Annotated in this window: 24 protein-coding genes and 1 pseudogene; 7 read left to right on the top strand and 18 right to left on the bottom strand. The window is 63.7% G+C overall.

Annotation, left to right across the window (positions count from 1 at the left end; all coding sequences use genetic code 11):
• Window positions 1–14: 14 nt before the first annotated feature.
• From plsX to NY023_RS08005, 3 genes are read right to left on the bottom strand one after another with little or no spacing between them, the layout of a single operon-like run.
• Window positions 15–1,025: a phosphate acyltransferase PlsX gene (plsX, locus tag NY023_RS08015; protein ID WP_023661403.1), complete on the bottom strand. Its 1,011-nt coding sequence runs from the start codon at window positions 1,023–1,025 to the stop codon at window positions 15–17.
• Between the two features lie 3 nt (window positions 1,026–1,028).
• Entirely contained in the window at window positions 1,029–1,211 is a 183-nt protein-coding gene (gene rpmF / locus NY023_RS08010) for a 50S ribosomal protein L32 (RefSeq protein WP_003247154.1), read from the bottom strand.
• Between the two features lie 13 nt (window positions 1,212–1,224).
• The gene (locus tag NY023_RS08005; RefSeq protein ID WP_012313431.1) at window positions 1,225–1,752 is read right to left on the bottom strand and encodes a YceD family protein; all 528 of its coding nucleotides are present in this window, start codon (window positions 1,750–1,752) and stop codon (window positions 1,225–1,227) included.
• A gap of 96 nt (window positions 1,753–1,848) precedes the next feature.
• Between NY023_RS08005 and NY023_RS08000 the strand changes: the two genes are divergently transcribed.
• Entirely contained in the window at window positions 1,849–2,427 is a 579-nt protein-coding gene (locus NY023_RS08000) for a Maf family protein (RefSeq protein ID WP_013971573.1), read from the top strand.
• A gap of 136 nt (window positions 2,428–2,563) precedes the next feature.
• Here the strand turns inward: NY023_RS08000 and sppA are convergent, their stop codons facing one another.
• From sppA to rluC, 3 genes are read right to left on the bottom strand one after another with little or no spacing between them, the layout of a single operon-like run.
• Window positions 2,564–3,553: a signal peptide peptidase SppA gene (sppA, locus tag NY023_RS07995; protein WP_013971572.1), complete on the bottom strand. Its 990-nt coding sequence runs from the start codon at window positions 3,551–3,553 to the stop codon at window positions 2,564–2,566.
• A 6-nt stretch (window positions 3,554–3,559) separates the two neighbouring features.
• Complete coding sequence (locus NY023_RS07990) at window positions 3,560–4,234, bottom strand: HAD family hydrolase (RefSeq protein ID WP_013971571.1); 675 nt, start codon at window positions 4,232–4,234, stop codon at window positions 3,560–3,562.
• A 3-nt stretch (window positions 4,235–4,237) separates the two neighbouring features.
• Window positions 4,238–5,194, bottom strand: a complete 957-nt coding sequence (rluC, locus tag NY023_RS07985) for a 23S rRNA pseudouridine(955/2504/2580) synthase RluC (protein WP_013971570.1) — start codon at window positions 5,192–5,194, stop codon at window positions 4,238–4,240.
• Between the two features lie 799 nt (window positions 5,195–5,993).
• Between rluC and rne the strand changes: the two genes are divergently transcribed.
• Window positions 5,994–9,230 (top strand): ribonuclease E, encoded by a 3,237-nt coding sequence (rne, locus tag NY023_RS07980; RefSeq protein WP_044046920.1) that lies wholly within the window; start codon window positions 5,994–5,996, stop codon window positions 9,228–9,230.
• Window positions 9,231–9,414: 184 nt separating this feature from the next.
• On the opposite strand, the gene murB is transcribed toward rne, so the two are convergent.
• The 8 genes from murB to NY023_RS07940 all read right to left on the bottom strand — a co-directional run bounded on the left by murB (window position 9,415) and on the right by NY023_RS07940 (window position 16,385).
• Window positions 9,415–10,434 carry a UDP-N-acetylmuramate dehydrogenase gene (gene murB / locus NY023_RS07975; protein ID WP_044046919.1) on the bottom strand — a complete coding sequence of 340 codons (1,020 nt, stop codon included), beginning with the start codon at window positions 10,432–10,434 and terminating at the stop codon, window positions 9,415–9,417.
• Entirely contained in the window at window positions 10,431–10,895 is a 465-nt protein-coding gene (locus NY023_RS07970; protein ID WP_013971567.1) for a low molecular weight protein-tyrosine-phosphatase, read from the bottom strand. The genes murB and NY023_RS07970 overlap by 4 nt, the downstream gene beginning before the upstream one ends.
• Window positions 10,895–11,659 (bottom strand): 3-deoxy-manno-octulosonate cytidylyltransferase, encoded by a 765-nt coding sequence (kdsB, locus tag NY023_RS07965; RefSeq protein ID WP_013971566.1) that lies wholly within the window; start codon window positions 11,657–11,659, stop codon window positions 10,895–10,897. The genes NY023_RS07970 and kdsB overlap by 1 nt, the downstream gene beginning before the upstream one ends.
• Window positions 11,656–11,841 carry a Trm112 family protein gene (locus NY023_RS07960; protein ID WP_011532874.1) on the bottom strand — a complete coding sequence of 62 codons (186 nt, stop codon included), beginning with the start codon at window positions 11,839–11,841 and terminating at the stop codon, window positions 11,656–11,658. Before NY023_RS07960 ends, kdsB begins: the two co-directional genes overlap by 4 nt.
• A 44-nt stretch (window positions 11,842–11,885) precedes the next feature.
• Window positions 11,886–12,887, bottom strand: coding sequence for a tetraacyldisaccharide 4'-kinase (gene lpxK, locus NY023_RS07955; protein WP_013971565.1), 1,002 nt, complete (start codon window positions 12,885–12,887; stop codon window positions 11,886–11,888).
• Entirely contained in the window at window positions 12,887–13,321 is a 435-nt protein-coding gene (locus tag NY023_RS07950; RefSeq protein ID WP_013971564.1) for an ExbD/TolR family protein, read from the bottom strand. Before NY023_RS07950 ends, lpxK begins: the two co-directional genes overlap by 1 nt.
• Window positions 13,318–13,953, bottom strand: a complete 636-nt coding sequence (locus tag NY023_RS07945) for a MotA/TolQ/ExbB proton channel family protein (protein WP_003259970.1) — start codon at window positions 13,951–13,953, stop codon at window positions 13,318–13,320. The genes NY023_RS07950 and NY023_RS07945 overlap by 4 nt, the downstream gene beginning before the upstream one ends.
• 218 nt (window positions 13,954–14,171) lie before the next feature.
• Window positions 14,172–16,385 (bottom strand): DNA internalization-related competence protein ComEC/Rec2, encoded by a 2,214-nt coding sequence (locus tag NY023_RS07940; protein WP_044047228.1) that lies wholly within the window; start codon window positions 16,383–16,385, stop codon window positions 14,172–14,174.
• A 142-nt stretch (window positions 16,386–16,527) separates the two neighbouring features.
• Between NY023_RS07940 and NY023_RS07935 the strand changes: the two are divergent.
• Window positions 16,528–17,034 (top strand): annotated as a pseudogene (locus NY023_RS07935) (DUF2062 domain-containing protein); the annotation flags it as partial.
• 9 nt (window positions 17,035–17,043) lie between these two features.
• Here the strand turns inward: NY023_RS07935 and NY023_RS07930 are convergent.
• The 3 genes from NY023_RS07930 to NY023_RS07920 form a co-directional block, all read right to left on the bottom strand.
• Window positions 17,044–17,823 (bottom strand): ABC transporter permease, encoded by a 780-nt coding sequence (locus tag NY023_RS07930; protein WP_003260104.1) that lies wholly within the window; start codon window positions 17,821–17,823, stop codon window positions 17,044–17,046.
• Complete coding sequence (locus NY023_RS07925) at window positions 17,820–18,752, bottom strand: ABC transporter ATP-binding protein (protein ID WP_013971560.1); 933 nt, start codon at window positions 18,750–18,752, stop codon at window positions 17,820–17,822. The genes NY023_RS07930 and NY023_RS07925 overlap by 4 nt, the downstream gene beginning before the upstream one ends.
• 144 nt (window positions 18,753–18,896) lie before the next feature.
• Entirely contained in the window at window positions 18,897–19,520 is a 624-nt protein-coding gene (locus tag NY023_RS07920) for a glutathione S-transferase (protein ID WP_013971559.1), read from the bottom strand.
• Between the two features lie 283 nt (window positions 19,521–19,803).
• Between NY023_RS07920 and NY023_RS07915 the strand changes: the two genes are divergently transcribed.
• The 4 genes from NY023_RS07915 to NY023_RS07900 all read left to right on the top strand — a co-directional run bounded on the left by NY023_RS07915 (window position 19,804) and on the right by NY023_RS07900 (window position 24,267).
• Entirely contained in the window at window positions 19,804–22,251 is a 2,448-nt protein-coding gene (locus NY023_RS07915) for an acyl-CoA dehydrogenase (protein ID WP_013971558.1), read from the top strand.
• Window positions 22,252–22,330: 79 nt separating this feature from the next.
• Window positions 22,331–22,741: a PA2817 family protein gene (locus NY023_RS07910; RefSeq protein ID WP_013971557.1), complete on the top strand. Its 411-nt coding sequence runs from the start codon at window positions 22,331–22,333 to the stop codon at window positions 22,739–22,741.
• 179 nt (window positions 22,742–22,920) lie between these two features.
• Entirely contained in the window at window positions 22,921–23,466 is a 546-nt protein-coding gene (locus NY023_RS07905) for a fimbrial protein (RefSeq protein ID WP_013971556.1), read from the top strand.
• 57 nt (window positions 23,467–23,523) lie between these two features.
• On the top strand, window positions 23,524–24,267 hold the full coding sequence (locus NY023_RS07900) for a molecular chaperone (protein WP_031324438.1): 744 nt from the start codon (window positions 23,524–23,526) through the stop codon (window positions 24,265–24,267).
• On the opposite strand, the gene NY023_RS07895 is transcribed toward NY023_RS07900, so the two are convergent.
• Entirely contained in the window at window positions 24,251–25,708 is a 1,458-nt protein-coding gene (locus NY023_RS07895; protein ID WP_049798437.1) for a hypothetical protein, read from the bottom strand. The genes NY023_RS07900 and NY023_RS07895 overlap by 17 nt on opposite strands.
• Window positions 25,709–25,840 lie beyond the last annotated feature (132 nt).

The raw sequence follows: 25,840 nt of genomic DNA, 5'->3' as shown, positions 1-25,840 counted from the left end.
GAGGCCGGCACAGGCTACAACAGCAGGTCCTCGAGCCGCCCATGCAAGCGCTGCGGCAGGTTTTCCTGGATCTCGATCAACGCCCGCTGGATGGCACTCTGGAAGCCCTGCACCCCCGCCGAGCCATGGCTCTTGATGACGATGCCCTGCAACCCCAGGAAACTCGCGCCATTGTGCCGCGCCGGTGCCAAATCGGCCTGCAGGCGTTTGAGCAGCGGCATGGCCACAGCCCCGGCCGCCCGCGACAACACACCACCCTTGAACAGCTGCTCGATGCGCGCACCAATCATTGTCGCCAGCCCCTCGCTCGACTTGAGCAGGATGTTGCCGACGAACCCGTCGCACACCACCACATCGGCTTCGCCGCGATATAACCCGTCACCTTCGACGAAGCCTATGTAGTTGAGCCCGCGAGCGTTCTGCAACAGGCTGGCCGCCAGCTTGACCTGCTGGTTGCCCTTGATGTCCTCGGTACCGATGTTAAGCAGCGCCACGCGCGGCCGCTGCACACCCAGGGCCTGGGCGGCCACCGAGCCCATCACGGCGAACTGGTAGAGGTTCTCGGCGCTGCAGTCGACGTTGGCGCCAAGGTCGAGCAACTGGCAGTAACCGGTCTGGGTCGGGATCGCCGCCACCATGGCCGGCCGGTCGATACCCGGCAGTGTCTTGAGCACGAAACGCGAGAGCGCCATCAGCGCCCCGGTATTGCCAGCGCTGACGCAGGCCTGAGCCTTGCCGTCGCGCACCAGTTCGAGGGCGATGCGCATCGACGAGTCCGGCTTGCCGCGCAGCGCCTGGGATGGCCGCTCGTCCATACCGATTACCTCGCTGGCGGCCACGATTTGCAGGCGCGCGCGATCCGCAGCCGCAAGGCCGCTGACAAGATCTTCGAGGAGAGAGGGTTGACCGACGAGGGTCAGGTGCAGCGAGGGGGTAGCCGAAAGGCAGGCAATGCTAGCCTGGACAATGCTGCGGGGACCGAAGTCCCCGCCCATTGCGTCGATCGCGATGATCTGAGCGGACAAGGATTACTCGTCAGCGCCCTTGTCGACCACTTTGCGACCACGGTATACGCCTTCTGGCGAAACGTGGTGACGCAGGTGTACTTCACCGGTGGTTTTCTCTACCGACAGCGCGTTTTCCGACAGGGCGTCGTGCGAACGGCGCATGTCACGGGCAGAGCGGGATTTTTTGTTCTGCTGAACAGCCATAATTGATTAACTCCTAAACGTTTGGGTCACGCTTTAACTGCGCCAAAACACTGAACGGGTTGGACCGCGATACCTCGTCCTTGCTCGATTCGGGCTCGTCTGCGCCCGCCGGCTGCTGGCATTCTTCCGGATGATGAGCAGGCACGATTGGCAAGGCGAGCAGAAGCTCCTCCTCGATCAATGCCTGCAGATCCAAAGGATCTTCGCCCAGTTCCAGCACGTCATAGCCTTTCGGCAACGACTGGGTATTCGCACCCTCCTTCACCACGGCGTATGTACATTCGCTGTGGATCGGCAGGGTGACCAGCTCAAGACAACGCTGGCAAACCATCTTGACCTCGACGTCCAGCTCGCTGTGGATAACCACCACGTGCTGTTCATCTCGTTCAAAATCGAACTTCGCCTGCACCGTACCGACATTGTCGGAAAGCGGGTCGCAGAGTCTTTCCAAATCAGCGAGCTGCAGCGAACCGTTAAGGGTTACGCCACGATCGGCTAATTTGCGCGGGTCAACGTGAGGTGGAATCGGGTCATTCAACATAGGCGCAGCATTCTAGGGATGCCCCCCGCCCCTGTCAAAGGAAATTCGGCGGCATCGTGCGTGATAGAATTTGTTCAACCGATTCAGGAGTCTACCATGCTTCCTCTGTTACTGGCTTCCAGCTCTGCCTACCGCCGCGAACTGCTTGCACGCCTGCGCCTGCCCTTCACCTGGGCAAGCCCCGATATAGACGAGCGACGCCTGGATGACGAACCGGCGGCGGAGCTGGTGCGGCGGCTGGCCAGGCAAAAAGCCGAGGCCCTGGCAGGCAGCCACCCCGGGCACCTGATCATTGGTTCGGACCAGGTTGCGGTGCTGGGCGAGCAGGTACTGGGCAAGCCGCATACCTTCGAGCGGGCCTGCGAGCAGCTGCTGGAGTGCAGCGGGCAGCAGGTGAGCTTCCTGACCGGGCTGGCGTTGCTGAACAACGCCACCGGGCACTGCCAGGTGGACTGCGTGCCGTTTACCGTGACCCTGCGCGAACTGGACCGGCAGCGGGTGGAGCGCTATGTGGCGGCGGAGCAGCCGCTGGACTGCGCCGGCAGCTTCAAGGCCGAGGGGTTGGGAGTGAGCCTGTTCCAGAGCACGCACGGGTGCGATGCGACCAGCCTGATCGGGCTGCCGCTGATTAGATTGGTGGATATGTTGACCAGAGAAGGGGTGGTGATTCCCTGAGATTTTGGGGCCGCGCTGCGGCCCTTCGCGGGCACGCCCGCTCCCACAGGCGTGTCGCAACCTGCGGGCCTTGCACGATCCCTGTGGGAGCGGGCATGCCCGCGAAGGGGCGCAAAGCGCCCCCGGCAATCCCGGATCAGCGCAACTGCGGCCCCTGGAAGCCCATCCACATCGCCAAGCGTTCAGCCACGCTGGCGCCAACGCGCTTGGAGAAGCGATCGAGCGCCGATTCCTGCACGGTGAAGTCCACCAACTCCTTCTCACCCACAATCTCGCGCGCCACATAGCTGGCACTGCCCAGCCCATCCACCAGGCCCAGCTCCTTGGCCTGCTCGCCCGACCAGACCAGGCCACTGAAGAGCTCCGGATGCTCCTTGTCCTTCAGGCGCTCACCCCGCCCCTGCTTGACCATGGCAATGAACTGCTGGTGCGTGGTATTCAGTACGCCCTGCCAGAACTCGGTCTCTTCCGGCTTCTGCGGCGAGAACGGATCGAGGAAGGCCTTGTGCTCACCTGCAGTGTAGGTACGCCGCTCCACACCCAGCTTCTCCATGGTGCCGACGAAGCCATAACCGGCCGCCGTCACACCAATCGAGCCCACCAGACTGGCCTTGTCGGCATAGATCTCGTCCGCCGCACTGGCGATGTAGTAGGCCCCGGAAGCCCCAAGATCAGCGATGACCGCATACAGCTTGATGGCCGGATATTCAGCCCGCAGACGGCGGATTTCGTCATACACGTAACCCGACTGCACCGGGCTGCCTCCCGGGCTGTTGATGCGCATCACCACAGCCTTGGTCTTGCTGTCCTTGAACGCCTCGCGCAGGCTCTTGACGATATTGTCGGCGCTGGCTGGCTCCTGGTCGGCAATCACCCCGCGCACCTCGACCAGCGCGGTATGGCTGGCACTGCGCGACGCTGCCTTGTCCATGTCCATCAACGGCGTAAACAGGATCAGGATGCCGAACAGGTAGACGAAGGTCAGCAACTTGAAGAAGATCCCCCAGCGTCGCGCCCGGCGCTGCTCCTGAACGCCTGCCAGCAGGGTCTTTTCCAGCAGTTTCCAGCTCTTGCGCTCTTCGCGCTCCTCGGGTTCGGCCTCGGGGGCTTTCCATTCGTCTGCCATGCTTACCTACCTTGGAAATGGAATTGCGGAACCACCCAGCCACTCACGCAACTGGGAAAAATGATCGATGCACACCTGCGGACCAAACTCGGCCAGTGCCTGCAGCGACATGGCACCATAGCCCACGGCCACCGAATGCATGCCGGCATTGCTGGCCATCTGCAGATCGAATGCCGAATCGCCAACCATCAGCGCACGCCCTGCTTCGACACCGCAATGCCCGAGAATTTCCTCGAGCATCAGCGGGTGCGGCTTGCCGCGAGTTTCGTCGGCGGCGCGAGTGATGTCGAAGAACTGCTCCCAGCCATTGGCCTTGAGCACCCGATCCAGCCCACGACGCGCCTTGCCGGTGGCCACCGCCAGGCGGTAACCCTCGGCACGGAAGGCATCCAGCGACTCGACCACACCCTCGAACAGCGGCGAGGGCTGCTGGTCCAGGGCCATGTAGATATCGGCATAGTGCTGACGAAACTTTTCGACCTGAGCAGGCGCCAGGTGCGGGTACAGGGTGTGGATCGCCTCGCCCAGGGCCAGGCCGATGATGCCCTTGACCGCATCCTCGCTGCTTTGCGCCTCACCGGCACGCTCGGCGGCGGCGTTCATGGCCTCGACGATACGCCCGATCGAGTCGGCCAGGGTGCCGTCCCAGTCGAAGATCAGTAGCTCATAGCCTTTTTTCATGGATCAGGACGCACTCAGACGCTCAACGGTTTTCGCCCAGACTTCATCCACCGGCGCCTCGAGCTTCAGCTCGCCACCGTCCGGCAGCGGCACGGTCAGTGCGTAGGCATGCAGGAACAGGCGCTTGCCGCCCAAGTCGCGAATTTCACGACTGAAGTCTTCGTCACCGTACTTGCTGTCGCCAGCGATCATATGCCCGGCATGCAGGGTGTGCACACGGATCTGGTGGGTACGGCCAGTGATCGGGCGCGCCTCGACAATGGTGGCGAACTCGCCGAAGCGGCGCAGCACACGGAACAGGGTCAGTGCCTCCTTGCCCTCGTCGTTCACCTCGACCATGCGCTCGCCGGAGCGCAGGTTGCTCTTGAGCAACGGCGCGCTGACCTGCTTCTTCGAGGTCGGCCAGTGGCCGCGCACCAGCGCCATGTAACGCTTGTCGACACCGTCGCCGCGCAGCGCGGCGTGCAGGTGGCGCAGCATGCTGCGCTTCTTGGCGATCATCAGCAGGCCGGAGGTATCGCGGTCCAGGCGGTGCACCAGCTCCAGCTCCTTGGCGTCCGGGCGCAACTGGCGCAGCGCCTCGATCACGCCGAAGCTCAGGCCGCTGCCGCCATGCACGGCGATGCCGGCCGGCTTGTTCATCACGATCAGCGCCTTGTCTTCGTAGACGATGGCCGCTTCCAGGCGCTGCAACAGGCCCTGGGCTACCGGCGCCGGCTCGTCACGTTCCGGCAGGCGGACGGGCGGTACCCGCACGATGTCGCCGGCCTGGATCTTGTACTCCGGCTTGACGCGGCCCTTGTTGACCCGTACTTCACCCTTGCGCAGGATGCGGTAAACCAGGGTCTTGGGCACGCCCTTGAGGGCCGTGATGAGGAAATTGTCGATGCGTTGGCCGGCAAGCTCCGGCGCGACTTCGATCAGCTGAACGCCGGAAGTCGGAGGGGTATTGGTCGTCATGGCGGGATCATAACAATTTTTTATGGAATTGAAGCACTTAATCATTGCTGCTATAGTCGCGAACGCCGCCAAAAGCGGCAGGCCAGCGGCACCAGGCTCCTAGCCGGTCCCTGACCAACGCAATTCTCCAGGACGCGAGGCCGTCCTACGGGGTTTTCGCCAGTTTACCGAATTGCCTGGAATCGCCACCAGCGCTGTGTAGAGAAGACCGAAAAAAAACGACAAGTGCGGTGTTTCACCTGCTTACCCGATTCTTTTCGCTGCACCTCTGCCCGCCCCGTCGCTTCCACGCAACGCCCGGCGAATGCTTCGGAAATACCTGCCTTGGACATGAATGGCGCCAGCGCAGTACCTGCGCTGGCGAAAAATGCAACCCGTTGCGGATTCAGCGCGCGGCAGCACCCGAATTATCAGGGATACGTGCAGGGTGGAGATGCACAGCCCTCGGACCGTGTAGCACCGCGTCCGGCCCACCAGCCCACTGAACGGCTGGCGAGCGGATAAGGTCCTGAACAGATGCCCCCGGGCGTCCACGGCTGACGGTTGATTCCTCCTCCTGACTGAGTGCACAAGGCCCGCTTGGTTGATTCGGATTCCAATTCGAAGCCACCGGGGCCTTGTTGGCACCGCAGCAAACAGGACGCGTCGTCGCGACAACGGCAGGCTGGGCAACCGGCTGGTGCCGAACGTTGCTCGACACGGGGGTGGCCCGGCCACCCTTTGCGCACCTTGGCACCGACCATGAGACGTCGTGTGTGCCGAACGCCGTTTCCGGCAGCCCGGAAACCGACGGTACAACATGAAAAGAATGCTGATTAACGCGACTCAACCCGAAGAGTTGCGTGTAGCCCTGGTGGACGGCCAACGTCTCTACGACCTGGACATCGAGTCCGGCGCGCGCGAGCAGAAAAAGGCCAACATCTACAAAGGCAAGATCACCCGCATCGAACCCAGCCTCGAAGCCGCCTTCGTCGACTTCGGCTCCGAACGTCACGGCTTCCTGCCGCTGAAAGAAATCTCCCGCGAATACTTCAAGAAAGCCCCCGAAGGGCGGGTCAACATCAAGGAAGTACTGAGCGAAGGCCAGGAAGTCATCGTCCAGGTCGAGAAGGAAGAGCGTGGCAACAAAGGCGCCGCCCTCACCACCTTCATCAGCCTGGCCGGCCGCTACCTGGTGCTGATGCCGAACAACCCGCGCGCCGGTGGCATCTCCCGCCGCATCGAAGGCGAAGAGCGCAACGAACTGCGTGAAGCCCTGAACGGCCTGACCGTGCCGGGCGACATGGGCCTGATCGTGCGTACTGCCGGCCTTGGCCGCAGCAGCGAAGAAATGCAGTGGGACCTCGACTACCTGCTGCAACTGTGGACCGCCATCAAGGAAGCGTCCCAGGACCGCGCCGCGCCATTCCTGATCTACCAGGAAAGCAACGTCATCATTCGCGCCATCCGCGACTACCTGCGCCAGGACATCGGCGAAGTGCTGATCGACAGCATCGATGCCCAGGAAGAAGCCCTGACCTTCATCCGCCAGGTCATGCCGCAGTACGCCAGCAAGGTCAAGCTGTACGAAGACAGCGTGCCGCTGTTCAACCGCTTCCAGATCGAAAGCCAGATCGAGACCGCCTTCCAGCGCGTGGTCGACCTGCCGTCCGGCGGTTCGATCGTGATCGACCCGACCGAAGCCCTGGTGTCGATCGACATCAACTCGGCGCGTGCCACCAAAGGCAGCGACATCGAAGAAACCGCCCTGCAGACCAACCTGGAAGCGGCCGAGGAAATCGCCCGCCAGCTGCGCCTGCGTGACATCGGTGGCCTGATCGTCATCGACTTCATCGACATGACCCCGGCGAAAAACCAGCGCGCCGTCGAAGAACGTGTTCGCGAGTGCCTGGAAGCCGACCGCGCCCGCGTCCAGGTCGGCCGCATCTCGCGCTTCGGCCTGCTGGAAATGTCCCGTCAGCGCCTGCGCCCTTCGCTGGGCGAAAGCAGCGGCATCGTCTGCCCACGCTGCTCCGGCACCGGCATCATCCGTGACGTCGAATCGCTGTCGCTGGCCATCCTGCGCCTGATCGAAGAAGAAGCCCTGAAGGACCGCACCGCCGAAGTTCGCGCCCAGGTGCCGATCCCGGTGGCAGCCTTCCTGCTCAACGAGAAGCGCAACTCGATCACCAAGATCGAACTGCGCACCCGTGCGCGCATCATCATCCTGCCGAACGATCACCTGGAAACCCCGCACTTCGAAGTCCAGCGCCTGCGCGACGACAACCCGGAAGTGCTGAGCAACCAGTCCAGCTACGAGATCGCCGCCGCCGAGGCCGAAGAAGCGCCGCAGCCGACCGCCACTCGCACCCTGGTTCGCCAGGAAGCCGCGGTCAAGACCGCCCCGGCCCGCGCCAACGCGCCGGTACCGGCCACCGTCGAAGAACCGCAGCCAGCCGCACCGGTCGCCCCTGCCCCGGTCGCCCCGGAGCCAAGCCTGTTCAAGGGCCTGGTGAAGTCGCTGGTAAGCCTGTTCGCCGGCAAGGAAGAGCCTGCCGCCGCGCCGGTTGTCACTGCCACCGAGAAGCCGGCCGCCGAGCGCAGCCCACGCAACGAAGAACGCCGCAACGGCCGCCAGCAAAGCCGCAACCGCAACGGCCGCCGCGACGAAGAGCGCAAGCCGCGTGAAGAGCGTGCCGAGCGTGCACCTCGTGAAGAACGTGCTCCGCGCGAAGAGCGTGCACCACGTGAAGAACGCGCCCCACGCGAAGAGCGTCCACCGCGTGAAGAACGTGCTCCACGCGAAGAGCGTGCTCCACGCCAGCCACGCGAAGACCGCCGCGGCAACCGTGGCGAAGAGCGCGTGCGCGAACTGCGCGAGCCACTGGACGCCACCCCTGCCGAGCGTGAAGAACGTCAGCCGCGCGAGGAACGTGTAGCCCGTGAAGAACGTGCCCCGCGTGAAGAGCGTGCACCTCGCGAGGAACGCGCACCACGTGAAGAGCGCGCACCTCGTGAAGAACGTGCTCCACGTGAAGAACGCGCACCTCGCGAAGAACGTGCTCCTCGTGAAGAGCGCGCACCTCGTGAAGAACGTGCTCCACGCGAAGAACGCGCCCCTCGCCCACCACGCGAAGAACGTCAGCCACGCGTAGCCGAAGAAGCGGCCGAGCAGGCTGCCGAGCTGGCCGAAGAGCAACTGCCGAACGAAGAGCTGCTGCAGGACGAACAGGAAGGCACCGATGGCGAGCGCCCGCGCCGCCGTTCCCGTGGCCAGCGTCGTCGCAGCAACCGTCGTGAGCGTCAGCGCAACGCCAACGGCGAGCTGATCGATGGCAGCGAGGAAGAAGGCAGCGAAGAGCAGCCACGACAGCACCAGGCCTCCGAGCTGGGTGCCGAACTGGCCGCCGGCCTGGCCGTGACTGCCGCTGTCGCCAGCAGCAACATCAGTGCCAACGCCGAAGCCCAGGCCAACCAGCAGGCCGAGCTTGCCACCGCCGAAGTCGCCCAGCCGGTCGAGCAGGCTGAGAAGTTCGAGCAGGTCGAAGCTGCCACCAAGGCTGAAGAAGTGGCCGAGGCCCCAGTGGTCGAGCAGCCGGTCAGCGAGCCTGTAGCCGTGGTCGAGGCAACTGCCGAGCCAGTGGTCGAAATCGCTCCGCAGCCAGCGGCCGAGGAAGCACCTGCTGCCGAACCGGTAGTGGTTGCCGAAGCACCGGTAGAAGCGCCTGCCGTCGAGGCCGGTGAAATCGAGCAGGCCCCGGCCGTGATCGAAGCCGCTCCGGTTGCCGAGCAACCTGCCCCGGTTGTCGAAGCCCAGCCAGAAGTGGTGGCCGAGCCTGCCCCAGTGGCCGTCGAGCCTGCACCGGTCGAAGCCCCTGCGGCAGTGGAGCCTGCCACTGTCATGCTGGCCAACGGCCGTGCGCCGAACGACCCGCGTGAAGTGCGTCGCCGCAAGCGTGAGGCCGAGGCTGCCGCCAAGGCCGCACAGGAAGCTGCCGCAGCCACCGAGGAGCCAGCCCTGGAAGCCAGCGATGAGCAAAAGCCTCATCACGGTTGATAGCCAAGGCTGAATGAAAAAGCCCCGCCAGTTCACACTGGCGGGGCTTTTTCTTGGCTGGACGTTTTTCCTGTACCTGCCTCTTCGCGGGTAAACCCGCTCCCACAGTGCCCACCACCCTCAGGCCCTATGAAGTCCCTGTGGGAGCGGCTTCAGCCGCGAAAGGGCCAGCCCAGGCACTGAATCAGTAGAGGTTAGGCTCCATCTCCAGTTCGACCCCGAACCGCTCGAAGATATCGGCCTGGATCCGCCGCGCCAGTGCATGCATCTGCGCCCCGCTCGCCTGGCCGTAGTTGACCAGCACCAACGACTGCAAACGATGCACCCCCGCATCCCCCTCGCGGTGGCCCTTCCAGCCAGCCTGCTCGATCAACCAGCCTGCCGCCAGCTTCACTTGGCCATCGGCCTGGGGATAAGCCACCACTCCCGGGTACTGCGCACGGATACGCTCGACCAGCTCCGCCGAGACCACCGGATTCTTGAAGAAGCTCCCGGCATTACCCAGCTCTGCCGGGTCTGGGAGCTTCTCGCGGCGAATGCTGCAGATTGCCTCGCTGATCGCCTGCGCGGTCGGCTCGGTCACGCCCTGTTCCGCCAGGCGCTGGCGCACCGGGCCGTAGTCCAGGTGAGCCTGTAGCGTACGGCTCAAGGCAAAGCGCACACGCAGGATCAACCAACGCCCAGGGTTGCGCTTGAACAGGCTGTCGCGATACCCGAAGGCACATTCAGCCAGGCCGAAGTCACGCAGCTCGCCGGTCTCGCGGTCCAGGGCGGTCAAGCCGACAAATACGTCCTTGATCTCCACGCCATAGGCGCCCACGTTCTGCATCGGCGCGGCGCCCACGGTGCCGGGGATCAGGCTGAGGTTCTCCAGCCCGCAATAGCCCTGCGCCAGTGTCCACTGCACGAACGGGTGCCACGGCTCACCGGCCTCGGCCTCGACCACGATACGTTCGCCATCGTCGCTGAGCACGCGCCGACCACGGCTGGCCATATGCAGCACCAGCGCATCGATATCGCGGGTCAGCAGCAGGTTGCTGCCACCTCCAATCACCAGCACCGGCACGCCGCCTTGCTGCGCCTGGGCCAGCGCCAGGCGCACCTCCTGGTCATCATGTGCCTGGGTGAAATACCGCGCCTTCACGTCGATGCCAAAGGTGTTGTACGGCTTGAGCGATACCTGCTCCTGCCACTGCACTGTCATAGCCGCCCCTTGATTTCCAGGACCAGTGCCTGGCACGCCGCTTCAACCAAGTCGAGCACCTGCTCGAAGCCGTCGGCGCCACCGTAGTACGGGTCCGGCACTTCATCCAGCGCTGCGCCATAACGGCGCAGGAACAGGTCGAGCTCGCCCACTGCCGTGTGCGGGCGCATCGCACGCAAATGGCCGAGGTTGCTTTCGTCCATGGCCAGGATCAGGTCATATTCGGCAAAGTGCGCCGCCTTGACCTGCTGGGCGCGTTGCTGCGAGAGGTCATAGCCACGCGCCAGCGCTGCCTTGCAGGTGCGGCTGTCAGGCGCATTGCCGACGTGCCAGTCGCCGGTGCCGGCCGAGGCCACATGCACCCGGTCGGCAAGCCCGGCAGCCCGCAATTGATGGCGCAGCACGCCTTCGGCGGTGGGCGAGCGACAGATATTGCCGAGGCAGACGAACAGGACGCGCATCAGGCCTCCAGCAAGCGCCGTACGCGCTCCAGGTCTTCAGGGGTATCCACGCCCACGGCAGGCGCCTCGATGGCGTCTTCGACGTGGATGCGCACGCCATGCCACAAGGCACGCAGCTGCTCCAGCGCTTCGGTCTGCTCGAGCCAGCATGGGCCCCAACTGACGAAGTCCTGCAGGAAGCCGACGCGGTAGGCGTACATGCCGATGTGGCGGCGATATGGCACGCCTTCTGGCAACAGGTTGCGGTCCTTGGCAAAAGCATCGCGGGCCCAGGGCAGCGGCGCACGGCTGAAGGCCAGGGCGAGGCCGTTCTTGTCGCTGACCACCTTGACCGCATTGGGGTTGAACACGGTTTCCGGCTCATGGATCGGTTCGGCCAGGGTGGAGATGCCGGCTTCCGGATGCGCCGCCAGGTTGGCTGCCACCTGGTCGATGATCACCGGCGGGATCAGCGGCTCGTCGCCCTGTACGTTGACCACGATGGCATCGGCCGGCAGCCCCAGGTGTGCGACCACTTCGGCCAGGCGATCGGTGCCGGACTCATGGTCAGCACGGGTCATCAGCACTTCAGCTCCGAAGGCCTGACAGGCCTCCAGAATGCTGGCGTCATCGGTGGCGATGACTACGCGGCCCGCGCCGCTCTTGCGGGCCTGTTCCCACACGTGCTGCACCATCGGCTTGCCAGCGATCAGCAGCAATGGCTTGCCCGGCAGTCGTGTGGAGCGCAGACGGGCGGGGATCACCACGGTGAAATCCAGGCTCATTTGTCCAGACGCTCTTCATCAGTCAGGGTGCGCGCCTCGCTTTCCAGCATGACCGGGATGCCGTCGCGGATCGGGTAGGCCAGGCCGGCGCCCTTGCTGATCAGCTCGGTCTTGTCAGCACTGAGCTTGAGCGGGCCTTTGGTGATCGGGCAGGCCAGGATATCGAGCAGTTTGGTGTCCATTTGAGGCTTCCTTTAGGCCAGGTGGCCGGGAATTGAAAAAGGGCTCAGGGCTTGCGCAGCAAGCGTTGCAACTGGTTGTCGAACCAGGCGCTGAAAGCCGGCGTGGGCTGCGCCTCGACGGCCAGGTACCACCAGTCGTCAGCGGCGAAGGCCCGGCATTTCACCGCATCCTTCTCGGTCATGACCAGCGGCAGCGGCGGGCTGAAGGCCAGGCTCCGGGCGCTGAACTGCGCATGGTCGGCAAAGGGATGCGGCACCGGCTGCCAGTTTAGCCCCAGCAGGGTATTGAAGAAACGTTGCGGGTTGCCGATACCGGCCACCGCGTGCAGGCGCTGGCCTGCGGGAAAATGGTCAAGCGCACGGCGCTCGCCACTGCGCAGGTTGACCAGGGCGGACGGCTGCAGGCGGAAGCCGAAACCATCGGCGCGGTCTGCGCTGGCGCCGTTGAACAGCACTGCGTCAGCCTCGTGCAGGCGCTCGGCGGGCTCACGCAGTGGCCCCGCCGGCAGGCAGCGGCCATTGCCCAGGCCGCGTGCGGCATCGATCAGCACCAGCTCCAGGTCGCGCGCCAGGCGATAGTGCTGCATGCCGTCGTCACACAGGATCAGGTCGAGGGGTTCGCTGGCCAGCAATGCCTGCACGGCGCGGGAGCGGTCGGGGTCGATCATCAGCGGCACGCCGGTGCGCTGCACGATCAGCAGCGGTTCGTCGCCGGCCTGCCCGGCCACCTGATCGGGCTGCACGCGCCAGGGTAGCTGCGGCGGTTTGGCGCCATAGCCACGGCTGACCACGCCCACCTTCAAACCCTGCTTGCGGCAGTGCTCGATCAGCCAGAGGATCATCGGCGTCTTGCCGGTACCACCCACAGTAATGTTACCCACCACGATGACCGGCACCGGGGCCCGGTAGCTGGCACTTTCGCCACTGAGAAAACGCGCCCGCTTGCGCGTGACCACGCGGCGATACAGCGCCTCCAGCGGGCGCAGCAGCGCCAGGGCCGGGTGCCCGGCGTACCAGGCGGCGAGCAGACGGTCGGCGAAGGCCATCAAGGTGTGCCCTGGGCCGCCTCGACAGTGGTCATGCGCAACTGGCTGAAACCGAGCTTGCCGGCGGCATCCATCGCAGTGACCACGGCCTGGTGCGGGGTCTTGCCGTCGGCGCTGATGGCCAGCGGCAGCTTGTTGTCGCCGCCCGACTCACGCTCGATCGCTTCGCTCAGGGTGGCCAGGTCGCTTTTGGGCAGCAGGTGGTTGTTCACCGAGTACACGCCTTCGGCGCTGATGGTGATTTCCACGAGCTTGCCCTGGTCGGGCGCCGCCGGTTCGGCGCTGGCGGCTTCAGGCAGCTCGACGCGCAGCTGGGTCTCGCGGGTGAAGGTGGTGGTGACCACGAAAAACAGCAGCAGGACGAACACCACGTCGATCAGCGACGCCAGGTTGATGTCGACGTTCTCCCGCTGGCGATTGCGCCGGAACTTCACGCCTTGCCTCCGGCCACTTCCACTTCGCGGTCGCCCTGGATCACTTCCACCAGCTTGATCGCTTCCTGCTCCATGCCCACCACCAACTCATCGATACGGCGCAGCAGGAAGCGGTGGAAGAATACCGCCGGGATACCGACCATCAGGCCGGCCGCGGTGGTGACCAGGGCCTTGGAGATACCACCGGCCAGCACTGCGGCGTTGGCGGTCATCTGCGAGCCCATGAAGGCGCTGAAGATGTCGATCATGCCCAGCACGGTGCCCAGCAGGCCCAGCAGCGGGGCCATGGCGGCGATGGTGCCGAGGGTGCTGATGTAGCGTTCCAGTTCGTGGATGACGCGCGAGGCGGCCTCCTCGATGCATTCCTTCATGATTTCGCGACCATGGCGCGAGTTGGCCAGGCCGGCGGCAAGGATTTCGCCCAATGGCGAATCAGCACGCAGGGCCTTGAGCTTGTCACTGGTCAGTTGCTTGTCCTTGATCCATATCCACACCTGGCCGAGCAGGTGCGGCGGGGTGACGCGACTGACGCGCAGGGTCCACAGGCGCTCGACGACGATAGCCATGGCAGCGATGGAGCTCAGAATGATCGGCAGCATCATCCAACCACCGGACTTGACCAATTCCCACACAGTAAACGCCCCTTCGGAAAAAGGCCGCCACTCTACCATAGGCGCGCCGGGGGCTCATCTGCCGGAGGTCAGGGAATTGGCCTACCCCGGTTTCAACCTTGAGCTGTCGGGTGGCTGAACTGGCCCTTTCGCGGGTGAACCCGCTCCCACAGGTTTTGTACCATCCTCAGGTTCAGTGCAGTACCTGTGGGAGCGGGTTTACCCGCGAAAGGGCCTGCTCAGCCACCGCCCGCATCCCTCCAGAAACGCCGCTGTCGGCGCACACTCTCGACCTCCCCCAGCCTCCCCAGCACCAACCGCAACGCCCCCTGCTCCGCCGTGTCATGCATCACCACCCCATGCCGCCGATAACGTTCGACCACCTGCGCATGCGGGTGCCCGAAGCTGTTGTTGCGCCCGCGCGAAATCAGTACCCCGCGCGGCGCCGTGGCGCGGATGAAGGCCTCGCTGGACGAACTGCGGCTGCCATGGTGCGGCGACTGCAGCCAGTCGATCCGCGGCGCTTCTGTGGCCGCCAGCCAGGCCCGTTCGGCACCGGCTTCCATATCTCCCGCCAGCAACAACCGCTCACCCTGCGCCTCGACCAGCAACGCACAGGAGCGGTCATTGCTGCTCTGTCCATCAGCCCAGCGCCACAGCGAAAAGCGCACGCCATCCCACGTCCATTGCTCGCCACTGGCACAAGGTTGCAGTTGCATGTCATCCAGCACTTCGCCGCCGATCAGCCGTTTAACCGGCAGGCCACGTATGATTGCGCCAGCACCACCGGCGTGGTCGGCATGGGCGTGGCTGACCAGCATCAAGTCCAGGCTGCCCACCCCCAGCTTGCGCAAGGTCGGCAACACCAACCGCTCGCCCAGGTCGCTCTCTCCCCTGGCCGGCCCGGCGTCGTACAGCAGGTTGTGATGCCGAGTGCGCAACAGCACCGCCAGCCCCTGGCCGACGTCCAGCTGCCAGACCTCGACCTGGCCGAACGGCACCGTCTCCCGGGGTACCCACAGCGCCAGCAGCATTACGCCACCCAACCCGCGCAGTGGTACGCCACGGGGCATCAAAACCAGCAGCGCACCCAGGCACACCAGCAGCCAGGCCCACAACGGCACGGCTGGTGGCAGCCACGCCGGCTGCTGGGCCGCCAGCGCCAGCAGCCGGAAAAGCACATCAAGCAAACCACCCGCCAGCCAGAGCAGCGCCTCCCCTACCCCGCCCAACGGCAGCAGCAAAGTGCCCAGCAACGCCAATGGCAGCACTGCCAAGCTGACCCACGGCACCGCAACAAGGTTGGCCAGCGGCGCACTCAAGCTCACCGGCAAGCCCGTAGCCAGCAGTACCGGCAACAAGCCGATCGCAATCACCCATTGCGCCCGCGTCCAGGCCTGCCAGGGCCGCCAGTTGCCCAGGCGGGCACTGAAGCAATAGACAAGCGTGGCCACGGCCGCGAACGATAGCCAGAACCCGGGCAGCAGCGCGGCCAACGGTTCCAGCAACAGTACGGCAACCAGCGCCAGCAACAACGGCAAGGTCGCACCCAGTTGGCGAAAACGCAGGCGCCAGAGCAACACCACGGCCAGCATCAGGCAGGCACGCTGCACCGGTACACCGCCACCAGCCAACCAACCGTAGACCAGTGCAGCAGCCATGGCCAAGCCACACGCCCAGGGCAGCCACGGCAGACGAGCGGGCCACAGCCCCCAACGCGCCAGCCCGGCAACCAGGCCATACAGCAAGCCGGCAACCAAGCCGATGTGCTGGCCGGAGATCACCAGCAGGTGCACCGTGCCGGTGGCCTGCAACGTTTGCCAGTCCTCCCGGGCCAGGCCCGCGCCGTCGCCAAGCACCAGCGCCACCAACGCTGCCTGCCGGCCATTGGCGTCCACTGCCAGCAGGCGCTGGCGCAGCGTGTCGCGCCAGCCGCCGGCAACCGGCGCCAGCAACTGCCCGGCCTTGACCGTACCGGTCGCACCGACCCGCCGCGCCAGCAATTGCGCCTCACGGTCCGGCCCATGCGGGTTGAGCAGCCCGGCCGGGCGCTGCAAGGTCACCGCCAGCCGCCACTGCTCGCCCGCGCGCAGCGGCGGGCCGTCGAACCAGCTCAGTTGCAGGCGCTGCGGCAGCTCTGCCCGCCGCGAGCGGGCCGCGTCCAGCTCGAAGCGCACACCCTGCGCAGTCCGGGTCGGCAGGCCGACCACCCGGCCCTCAAGCCACAAGGTGCGACCATCCAGCCCGGTGGCCAGGCGGTCATCCAGGGCCTGCTGCGCAGACCAGCAGGCCCAACACAGGCCCAACAGAAAACAGCCCAGCGGCCACAGCCGCGTGAACAGGCCGAGGCCACCGACTACAGCCAGCAGCACCAGCCATCCGACCGATGGCAATGCGGGGAGAAAGCCCAGACACAACAGCCCGAGCGCGAGCGCAAACATCCCTGTGCGCATGAAGTAGAGCTCCAGAAGCGAAATCACCTTCTGAGGCATAGCCCAATTGCCGCCAGCGCTTGCTCAACAATTGTCACAAACTCTAAACGAGGCTGAGCGGGAATCAGGGCATACTGCCCGGATCAACGCTCCGGGAGCCTACATGCCGCGCCGACTTTTCAAACGCTACATGCCGGACCCGACCAGTATTCGGGAACACAAGTCCTTACGCTTTTTCGGCAAGTTGCTGCATGACCCGAACCTCTGGCACCTGAACCGCCATTCGGTGGCGAGGGCCATGGGCGTTGGCCTGTTCGCGGCGCTGATCCCGATGCCGGCGCAAATGCTGTTGGCTGCCGCGCTGGCCATTCCGCTGCGCGGCAACCTGCCGATCGCGGTCAGCCTGGTATGGCTGACCAACCCGCTGACCATGCCACCGGTGTTCTTCGTCACTTACATGACCGGCGCCTGGCTGATGCAGGTACCGCCGCGCACCCTGCCCGACGAGCTGACTTTCCAGTGGATCACCGACCAGCTGTCGACGTTGTGGCAACCTTTCCTGCTCGGCTCGGTAGTGTGCGGTGTGGTGCTGGGCATCCTCGGCTACTTCACCACCATGCTCTACTGGCGCTGGTGGGTGGGCCGGCAGTGGCGTCTGCGCCAATACCGGTGCAAGGCTTCAGGCACGCATGCCGCGGCCGCTGACCAGCAGGCGAACGCACACCAGGTAGAGCACCGCGGTGGCGACCAGCATGAAGGTAATCGCCGTACCAATGCTGATATCCGACACCCCTAGAATGCCGTAGCGGAACGAGTTGACCATGTGCAGCACCGGGTTGGCCAACGACACGGTCTGCCAGAACGGCGGCAGCAGGTTGATCGAATAGAACACCCCGCCCAGGTACGTCAGCGGCGTCAGCACGAAGGTCGGGATGATCGAGATGTCGTCGAAGTTGCGCGCGAACACCGCATTGACGAAGCCCAGCAGCGAGAAAATGGTGGCGGTCAGCAGCACCACGACCACGGTCACGCCCAGGTGGTGCACCTGCAGGTGGGTGAAGAACAGCGACAGGAAGGTCACGATCACGCCCACCGCCAGGCCGCGCAGCACGCCACCCAGCACATAACCGACGAGGATCGTGTGTGGCGAAACCGGCGATACCATCAACTCCTCGATAGAACGCTGGAACTTGCTGCCGAAGAAGCTCGACACCACGTTGCCGTAGGAGTTGGTGATCACCGACATCATGATCAGCCCCGGCACGATGTACTCCATGTAGGTGAAGCCACCCATGTCGCCGATCTGCCGGCCGATCAGGTTACCGAAGATGACGAAGTACAGGACCATGGTGATCGCCGGCGGCAGCAGGGTCTGCGGCCAGATACGCAAGAAGCGCCGCACCTCGCGGTAGACGATGGTATTCAGGGCGACCCAGTTGGTGCGCAGTTCCACACTCATACGGCCACCTTCGACAGGTTTTTTTCCACCAGGGACACGAACAGCTCCTCGAGTCGGTTGGTTTTGTTGCGCAGGCTCTGCACCTCGATGTTCTGCAGCGCCAGCTGGCCGAACAGCGCAGTGATGCCGATGTCCTTGTCCACCTGCACTTCCAGGGTGTGCGGGGTCAGCAGCCGGCACGGGTAGCCCTGCAGCACCGGTGCAGTGGCCAGGTCCTGCCTGAGGTCGAGGACGAAGGTTTCGACATGCAGCTTGCCCAGCAACTGGCGCATGCTGGTGTTCTCGACGATGGTGCCGTGGTCGATGATGCCGATGTTACGGCACAGCTGCTCGGCCTCTTCCAGGTAGTGGGTGGTGAGGATGATGGTGATGCCCTTCTGGTTCAGCTCGGTGAGGAAGCTCCACATCGAACGGCGCAGTTCGATGTCCACACCGGCGGTGGGCTCGTCGAGAATCAGCAGGCGCGGCTCGTGGATCAGCGCACGGGCAATCATCAGGCGGCGCTTCATGCCCCCCGACAGCGAACGCGACTGCACGTCACGCTTGTCCCACAGGCCGAGCTGGGTCAGGTACTGCTCGGCTCGCTCCTTGGCCACCTTGGGCGGGATGCCGTAGTAACCGGCCTGGGTCACGACGATGTCGAAGGTTTTCTCGAACTGGTTGAAGTTGAACTCCTGCGGCACCACGCCCAGGCAACGCTTGAGCGCCGACGGCTCGCGATCCAGATCGTGGCCGAACACGTTGACCGTGCCGCTGGTCTTGTTCACCAGGGTGGAGAGGATGCCGATGGTGGTGGACTTGCCCGCGCCGTTGGGGCCGAGCAAGGCGAAGAAATCGCCTTCGGCAACATCCAGATCGATGCCCTTGAGGGCCTGGAAGCCGTTGCCGTAGGTCTTGGTCAGCTGTCGGATGGACAGGGCGGAACTCATAGCGGGTCACTTACCGAGAAAAAGGTGCAGGACACGCCAGGTAAAGGCACTGGCGCAGTGAGTGCGGCCAATGGTGCTTGGCCTGGCCGCACAAGTACAGTCATGTGTATTGATAATGACTATCGAAGTGGCCGTGGTGTTCGATCAGGTCAGCGCAGTCATTACCGCTGCCTGGTACGCAGGGCGGGCCTTGAGGCGCTCGTACCAGGCCTCCAGGTGATGCATGGCCGGGCGCTCGATGGGCATTTCGAACCAGGCATAGATGAAGCTGCCCAGTGGGATGTCGCCCATGCCGATCTGGTCACCGGAAAGGTACGGCTGTTTGGCCAGGGCCTCGTCGGCAATGGCCAGCAGCTGGGCGCATTGCTTGTGCGCAGCGTTGATCGCCACCCAGTCGCGCTGGTCTTCCGGGGTGCGCAACAGGCCCCAGAACAGTGGGCGGAACGGCGTGGCGAAGGACGAGGTGGTCCAGTCCATCCACTTGTCCGCCAGGGCGCGCTGACGCGGGTCGTCCAGGTACCAGCCCTGCTCCGCACCGTACTCGGCGCACAGGTAGCGGACGATGGTATTGGACTCCCACAGGGTCAGGTCGCCGTCTTCCAGCATCGGCACCAGGCCGTTGGGGTTGCGGGCACGGTAGTGCGGCTCGTTGACCACGCCGAAGGCGCCGCCGGCGTCGATCGACTCGAAATCCAGGCCCAGTTCGTGGGCGATCCATAGCGCCTTGCGCACATTGCTCGAATTCTTGCGGCCCCAGATCTTCAGCATGGCAACGTCCTTATGAATGCGGAGGTGGTGCAGTCTACTCCAGACTTTCGTCGCCTGTACCGGCCTCTTCGCGGGTAAACCCGCTCCTACAGGGTTCTGCGCCAGACCTGAGAGTGATGCAGTACCTGTGGGAGCGGGTTCACCCGCGAAGAGGCCGGTACAGACAAACACCGGACTGAAACTCCCACCGCCATACCCTGTCACTGTTCTGACCCGGCCGTTCGCAGCGTTGCGTCTAAGCTGTCTGGGACGGCTTACCCCCTGGTTCCAAGGAGGACCGATTATGTTGCTGTTGTGGTTGGTAGTGCTGGTGATCGGCGCGGCGTACCTCACGCACCGGCGCCTGGCGCCCTTGCAGATTCTTGGCATCATGGCGGCTTATGTACTGCTGATGGGCATTTTCAGCAGTGCTCCCGGCTGGCTGCTGACACTGATCTGGATAGTGCTGGCCCTGAAAGTCGCCCTGGTGGCGCTGCCGGAATGGCGCCGCAAGGTATTCACAGGCCCCGTGTTCAACTGGTTCCAGCGCACCCTGCCTCCTATGTCGCAGACCGAGCGCGAGGCGATCGACGCAGGCACCGTATGGTGGGACGGCGAACTGTTCAGCGGCCGTCCCGATTGGCGCACCCTGCTCGCCTACCCGGCTCCGCAGCTGACCGAAGAAGAACAGGCCTTCATCGACGGCCCGACGGAACAACTGTGCGCCATGGTCAGCGACTGGCAGATCGGCCAGGACATGGACCTGCCGGCCGAAGCCTGGGCACATATCAAGCAGAATGGCTTCCTCGCCCTGATCATCCCCAAGGAATATGGCGGCAAGGGCTTTTCAGCCTACGCCCACTCCCAGGTGGCGATGAAACTGGCCACCCGCAGCGGCGACCTGGCTTCCACCGTGATGGTGCCCAACTCGCTCGGCCCGGCCGAGCTGCTGTTGCATTACGGCACCGACGAACAACGCAACCATTACCTGCCACGCCTGGCGCGTGGCGATGAAATCCCCTGCTTCGCCCTCACCGGCCCGCTGGCCGGCTCCGACGCAGGCGCCATGCCTGACACCGGCGTGGTCTGCAAGGGGCAATGGGACGGCGAAGAGGTCATCGGCCTGCGCCTGAACTGGGAAAAGCGCTATATCACCCTCGGGCCCGTCGCCACCCTGCTGGGCCTGGCGTTCAAGGCCTACGACCCGGACCACCTGCTCGGCGAGCAGGAAGATCTGGGTATCAGCCTGGCGCTGATCCCTACCGACACGCCCGGCGTCGAAATCGGCAAACGCCACCTGCCACTGGGCGCCGCGTTCATGAACGGCCCCAACAGCGGCAAGGACGTATTCGTGCCGCTGGATTTCCTCATCGGTGGCCAGGCCATGCTCGGCAAGGGCTGGATGATGCTGATGAACTGCCTGTCGGTAGGCCGCTCCATCTCCCTGCCGGCCGTAGGCACTGGCGCTGCCAAATACACCAGCCTGGTCACCGGCCAATATGCCAATATCCGCGAACAGTTCAATGTTCCGTTGGCCGCCTTCGAAGGCATCCAGGAGTCGCTGGCACGCATCGGCGGCAATGCCTGGCTGATGGACAGCGCGCGGCTGCTGACCGCCAAGGCCGTGGACCTGGGCGAAAAACCTTCGGTGCTGTCGGCGATCCTCAAGTACCACCTCACCGAGCGTGGCCGCGAGTGCATCCAGCACGCCATGGATGTGCATGGCGGCAAGGGCATCATCATGGGCCCGAACAACTACCTGGGGCGCAACTGGCAAGGCGCGCCGATCTTCATCACCGTCGAAGGCGCCAACATTCTTTCGCGCAACCTGATGATCTTCGGCCAGGGCGCCATCCGCTGCCATCCGTTCGTGCTCAAGGAAATGGCTTTGGCCGGGCGCGAGGACGGTGACCAGGCATTGAGGGAATTCGATGACCTGCTGATGAAACACATCATGTTCGCCGCCGGCAATGCGGCCAGCACACTGATACTCAGCCTGGGGCTGGGGCGACTGGAATCCGTGCCCGGCGATGCCCTGAGCCAAGGCTACTTCCGTGCACTCAACCGCCAGGCAGCGGCCTTCGCCATGCTGGCTGACCTGTCGATGATGTTGCTGGGCGGCGCACTGAAACGCCGCGAACGGCTGAGCGCAAGGCTGGGGGATGTGCTGAGTTACTTGTACCTGGGCAGCGCTGCGCTCAAGCGATATCACGACCTGGGCTCACCGGAACATATGCAACCTTTGCTGCGCTGGGCGATGGAAGAAAGCCTGGGCCAGGCAGAAACAGCCCTGGATCGGTTGCTCGACAATTTCCCCAACCGCTTTGTCGGCTGTGCGTTGCGCGTGCTGGTGTTCCCCTTCGGCCGCCGCCACACCGGCCCAAGCGATGAACTGGATGCCGAAGTGGCGGCGTTGATCGGTCGCAGCAAGGGCGACCCAGCCCTGGAGGAGCTGCTTGCAGGTTGCTTCCGCCCGCAGGCCGAAGGCGACCCGGTAGCGGCACTACAGCGGGCCGCCGACTTGCTGGATGGGGCGGCCCCACTGCACAAGGCACTGCACCAGGCTATCAAGGAAGGCAAGGTTCGGCCTGCAACGGGGCAGTCGATAATCGATGCGGCAGTGGAAAGCGGTGCGCTACAGCCTGGTGAGGGGCAACGACTGCAGGAGGCAGAGCACGCCCGGCGGGCAGTGATCGATGTGGATGCCTTCGACAAGACACAGTTGCTGCCCGAACCAGGCAAGGTACGCTGAGCCAGGGGGCCGTTTTGCGGCCCCTTCTGTAACCCGCGTATACTCCGCCCCCGTTTCAACCACCCCGAGGACCGCCCCAATGGCCAACCCCCACCTGGAATATCACCTGCAACTGCTTAACCACCTGCGTACCATCCTGGTGGCCCTGGGTGACGCCGAGCAGGTACCAGAGGAAAGCCACGCCCTGTTCCTCGAGCGTTTCGACGAACTGCTGAGCCTGCTGCCGCAGAATCCGCTGGAAAGCCAATATCTGGGCCAGGACCTGATCTGCCAGGTGATCCAGCGCTACCCGCAAATCGCGCACCTGGTACCACGCGACCTGCTGTGGTTCTTCGGGGGAGACTGCCTGCACTACATGCCTGACGAGGAGCTGGACCTGTACCAGCGCCTTGAAGAGCGCCGCTACGAAGCGGAGCAGAACGACGAGCCGTTCGACTGGCACCAGGAAAAACAACTGCTCTCGTTACCAGGCGACTCTGCCAGCCACTGACCACCTCGACAGTCGCGCCTGATCGAGGCGCGACTTGACGCTGTAGCCAACCGCAATCCCCCGTGCTCATGTTGATTCGCCTTACAGACGCTCGGTGCCGGCCTGCTTAACCTGCATGCGGCCCTGCAATTGCTGACCAGCGCTGACCAGGACTCAAAACTGACCAACGGGTATTTCCAATGAAAAAGACCTTGATCGCCCTCGGCTTGGCCGTGGCCGCCAGTACGGCCCATGCCTTGCCAGACAGCGACACCATCCTCTTCACCGGCAAAGTCAACGGCAACACCTGCTCCATCGAGATTGTCGACCCTTATAGCGGTGCGACACTGAACCCAATCGTGTTGCCTGAGGCTGAAGCTTCCAAGCTCACGGGCGCCATTGACAAAGAGTCGACCCCTCTGGGCTTTGGCATTAGCATCACTGCCGGAACCGGTTGCGACCCGACCGGCAAGAAAGGTGTCGTATCCTTCGCTGGCAAAGACGGCCCGGCAGGCACGGGCGACGCTCTGCATGCACTGCACCCTGGCAGCGCCGCTGGCGTAGCGCTGGCAATCAAGGACAACACCGGCGCCATCATCCCTTGGGGAGCCGAATCCAAGGAATATGACCTGAACGACACCGGCGAAAGCAACATGCTGTTCTACGCCAACCTGCGCTCGACCGCAGCCGTTGTCACCGCCGGGCCAGTCAACGCCACGATTCCTTTCGTGTTCGACCTGAAATAGCCCCCTGGCCGCGCCGAGCGCGGCGCGGCCCCTACTTCACAACGCCCTGTGCAAATCATGTCTAACACTGGATACCAACGCCTCCGACGCGCCCTGCTCCCTCTGTGCCTGGCCCTTTCACTGCCAGCCGCCGAAGCCGCGCTGACCATCAACGCTACCCGGGTGATTCACGCCAGCGACGCTCGCAGCTCTTCGGTCGTGGTCGCCAACCCGACCAACAGGCCTTTCGCCGTGCAGACGTGGGTCAATACCCAGGCGGACGATACACTCACCGCCGTACCGTTGGTGCCAACCCCGGTGCTGTTCCGCCTGGACCCTGGCAAAGACCAACTGGTGCAGATCAACCGACTGCCCAACGACCTTCCGCAAGACCGTGAGTCGCTGTTCTTCTTCAATGTCCAGGAAATTCCGCAGCAGGAAACGTCTGGCCGGAACCAGTTGAACGTCGCCATGCGTACCCGCATCAAGCTGTTCTATCGCCCCACCCAACTCAAGGGCTTGCCGCAGGATAACGTCAAGCAACTGAACTGGTTTCTGCAGCAACGCGATGACGCCCTGTATCTGGTGGTCGACAACCCGACACCATTTCACTTCACTTTCGACCAACTGGAAGTCAGTGGTGCCGGGCAATCGGAAAAACCCAGCGCCATGGCGATGGCACTTCCTTTCGCCCAACAGTCCTACCGGCTGACGCAAATCCGCAGGCTGCAAGGGCTGCAGGTAACTTTCAATACCCTCAACGACTATGGTGCCTCTACTGCCGTCATCCGGCAGCCACTGACTCTCAAGGCTGCAAGGTGATATGTAGCGGCTCGAAATTCGGCAAGTCCGGCCAGGTTTGGCCGGCGTCGAAACTGACCCTCACCTCTACCGAGAATTGCTGCCCCAGCTGCAAACTGCCCAAGAATGTCAGTGGCACCGTTACATCACCGTTTGCACCGATCCCTGAGGTCACCTCTTCCTCGGTGATCGCATGATCGTGCATGACTGGCAGAGCACTACCGGCACCCTCAGCGGATACCCCAGTAACGTCGATGCGAACCCTCTGGTCCAGACCGATCAGTTTCCAGGGCGCCAGGGTAATCGCAGGATTCTGCGCCTGCTCCTTCAATGAGAAGGTATTACCTTCGGTACCCGATAGCTTTGGGATAGTCATCATGTTGCGTGGAAACGGCTGTACCATGACCTGCCTGACAGCCGATACCCAAGGGCCATCGCTTGCGTCTACCTTGTAACGCAGCGGTACCGTCTTGCCGCTCATGGCAACTACGTGACGCTCGCCAATGCAGTAGCGACGCCCCCCCTCCACACCCGGCAGCAACTGCTCACCGAAAAATCCAGGTGCCCATTCCACCGTGAACGGCTCGCCCGGATGAATGACAGCCGAATCGGGTATCCGTATTTCCAGTGGCTCATACATGTCGCTCAGTTGCAGAACCACCTGCTCCTGACTGCCAGCCGCCAGCGGCACTTCAGGCCAGGGCAATACACGAGGTACAGGTTTGGCATCGACGGTGACGGCCTTGGGCACAGACGTCATGCTGGTGTTTCCGGCACGATCACGCAGCAGATACTGCGCATAGCGGCCACCATCACCGCGCTCCCGGATCATCTTGCCGTCATATTCAATGAGCACCGGCTGGCCGGCATCCGCAGCGGTCAAGGTGCGTTCGCCTACCTGGGTGTTGTCCAGCGGCTCGTCATCCCAGTAGTAGACGATCGTGTCGCCCGGCATGAATCCCTGATAGTCCGGCACGCTCGCCCGCAACACTTCGCCATGGTCCTTGAGAAACTTGTCAGTTACCGGCTGTGAGCCCAGGTCAGGAAATTCAAGCCGTCCTCTGTCTCCTCCCAGAATCGGTGCAGTGCGATCGATGGTCAAGGTCAGGGCCCTGGATTCAGTCTTCATTCCGTTATAGCCCCGAACGCAATAGGTAACCAGAACCTCGCCTTCCTTGAGCAGGTAGTCGGCCGGTACATCGATGAACAACTCAGCAGGATCGATCTCGGCGTACCAGGTCTTGTCATCAATGAAGTCGCCATTCCAGAAAAGAGAGAGAGTTTCCCGGTTGCCACCGGGCCCAGGATTGGAAATCGGCCACATTGGAACCTCGATCCGCAAGGGAAGGCCCAGCGTTGCAACCGGCAACAACCCAGGCGCGCCATCCGGGATGTCCTCCAACGCCGCTGGTGTCGAAGGAGGGTCGAGAAAATTGGCGCCGTGTGATGAATCCATAGGCATGATGCCTTCCTCCAAACCGGAGCCGCCCAAAGCAGCAGCAAGGATGCTCTGAGGCTGCGGGTTATCACATTCAAACCAAAACACTGAATAGACTTCATAAGAAAGCTCGCCTGTAAGAAATGCGTCGAAGAC

Source organism: Pseudomonas sp. NBB (assembly GCF_032701105.1).
Lineage (GTDB): Bacteria > Pseudomonadota > Gammaproteobacteria > Pseudomonadales > Pseudomonadaceae > Aquipseudomonas > Aquipseudomonas asiatica.
The sequence above is the reverse complement of the archived record's forward strand: the minus strand, read 5'-3'. Positions and strand labels throughout refer to the sequence as shown.

Coding starts and splice junctions, on each gene's coding strand:
- rpmF (WP_003247154.1), bottom strand. CDS start 1,211: ATGGCTGTTCAGCAGAACAAAAAATCCCGCTCTGCCCGTGACATGCGC.
- NY023_RS08005 (WP_012313431.1), bottom strand. CDS start 1,752: ATGTTGAATGACCCGATTCCACCTCACGTTGACCCGCGCAAATTAGCC.
- NY023_RS08000 (WP_013971573.1), top strand. CDS start 1,849: ATGCTTCCTCTGTTACTGGCTTCCAGCTCTGCCTACCGCCGCGAACTG.
- sppA (WP_013971572.1), bottom strand. CDS start 3,553: ATGGCAGACGAATGGAAAGCCCCCGAGGCCGAACCCGAGGAGCGCGAA.
- NY023_RS07990 (WP_013971571.1), bottom strand. CDS start 4,234: ATGAAAAAAGGCTATGAGCTACTGATCTTCGACTGGGACGGCACCCTG.
- rluC (WP_013971570.1), bottom strand. CDS start 5,194: ATGACGACCAATACCCCTCCGACTTCCGGCGTTCAGCTGATCGAAGTC.
- rne (WP_044046920.1), top strand. CDS start 5,994: ATGAAAAGAATGCTGATTAACGCGACTCAACCCGAAGAGTTGCGTGTA.
- murB (WP_044046919.1), bottom strand. CDS start 10,434: ATGACAGTGCAGTGGCAGGAGCAGGTATCGCTCAAGCCGTACAACACC.
- NY023_RS07970 (WP_013971567.1), bottom strand. CDS start 10,895: ATGCGCGTCCTGTTCGTCTGCCTCGGCAATATCTGTCGCTCGCCCACC.
- kdsB (WP_013971566.1), bottom strand. CDS start 11,659: ATGAGCCTGGATTTCACCGTGGTGATCCCCGCCCGTCTGCGCTCCACA.
- NY023_RS07960 (WP_011532874.1), bottom strand. CDS start 11,841: ATGGACACCAAACTGCTCGATATCCTGGCCTGCCCGATCACCAAAGGC.
- lpxK (WP_013971565.1), bottom strand. CDS start 12,887: ATGGCCTTCGCCGACCGTCTGCTCGCCGCCTGGTACGCCGGGCACCCG.
- NY023_RS07940 (WP_044047228.1), bottom strand. CDS start 16,385: ATGCGCACAGGGATGTTTGCGCTCGCGCTCGGGCTGTTGTGTCTGGGC.
- NY023_RS07930 (WP_003260104.1), bottom strand. CDS start 17,823: ATGAGTGTGGAACTGCGCACCAACTGGGTCGCCCTGAATACCATCGTC.
- NY023_RS07925 (WP_013971560.1), bottom strand. CDS start 18,752: ATGAGTTCCGCCCTGTCCATCCGACAGCTGACCAAGACCTACGGCAAC.
- NY023_RS07920 (WP_013971559.1), bottom strand. CDS start 19,520: ATGCTGAAGATCTGGGGCCGCAAGAATTCGAGCAATGTGCGCAAGGCG.
- NY023_RS07915 (WP_013971558.1), top strand. CDS start 19,804: ATGTTGCTGTTGTGGTTGGTAGTGCTGGTGATCGGCGCGGCGTACCTC.
- NY023_RS07910 (WP_013971557.1), top strand. CDS start 22,331: ATGGCCAACCCCCACCTGGAATATCACCTGCAACTGCTTAACCACCTG.
- NY023_RS07905 (WP_013971556.1), top strand. CDS start 22,921: ATGAAAAAGACCTTGATCGCCCTCGGCTTGGCCGTGGCCGCCAGTACG.
- NY023_RS07900 (WP_031324438.1), top strand. CDS start 23,524: ATGTCTAACACTGGATACCAACGCCTCCGACGCGCCCTGCTCCCTCTG.
- NY023_RS07895 (WP_049798437.1), bottom strand. CDS start 25,708: ATGCCTATGGATTCATCACACGGCGCCAATTTTCTCGACCCTCCTTCG.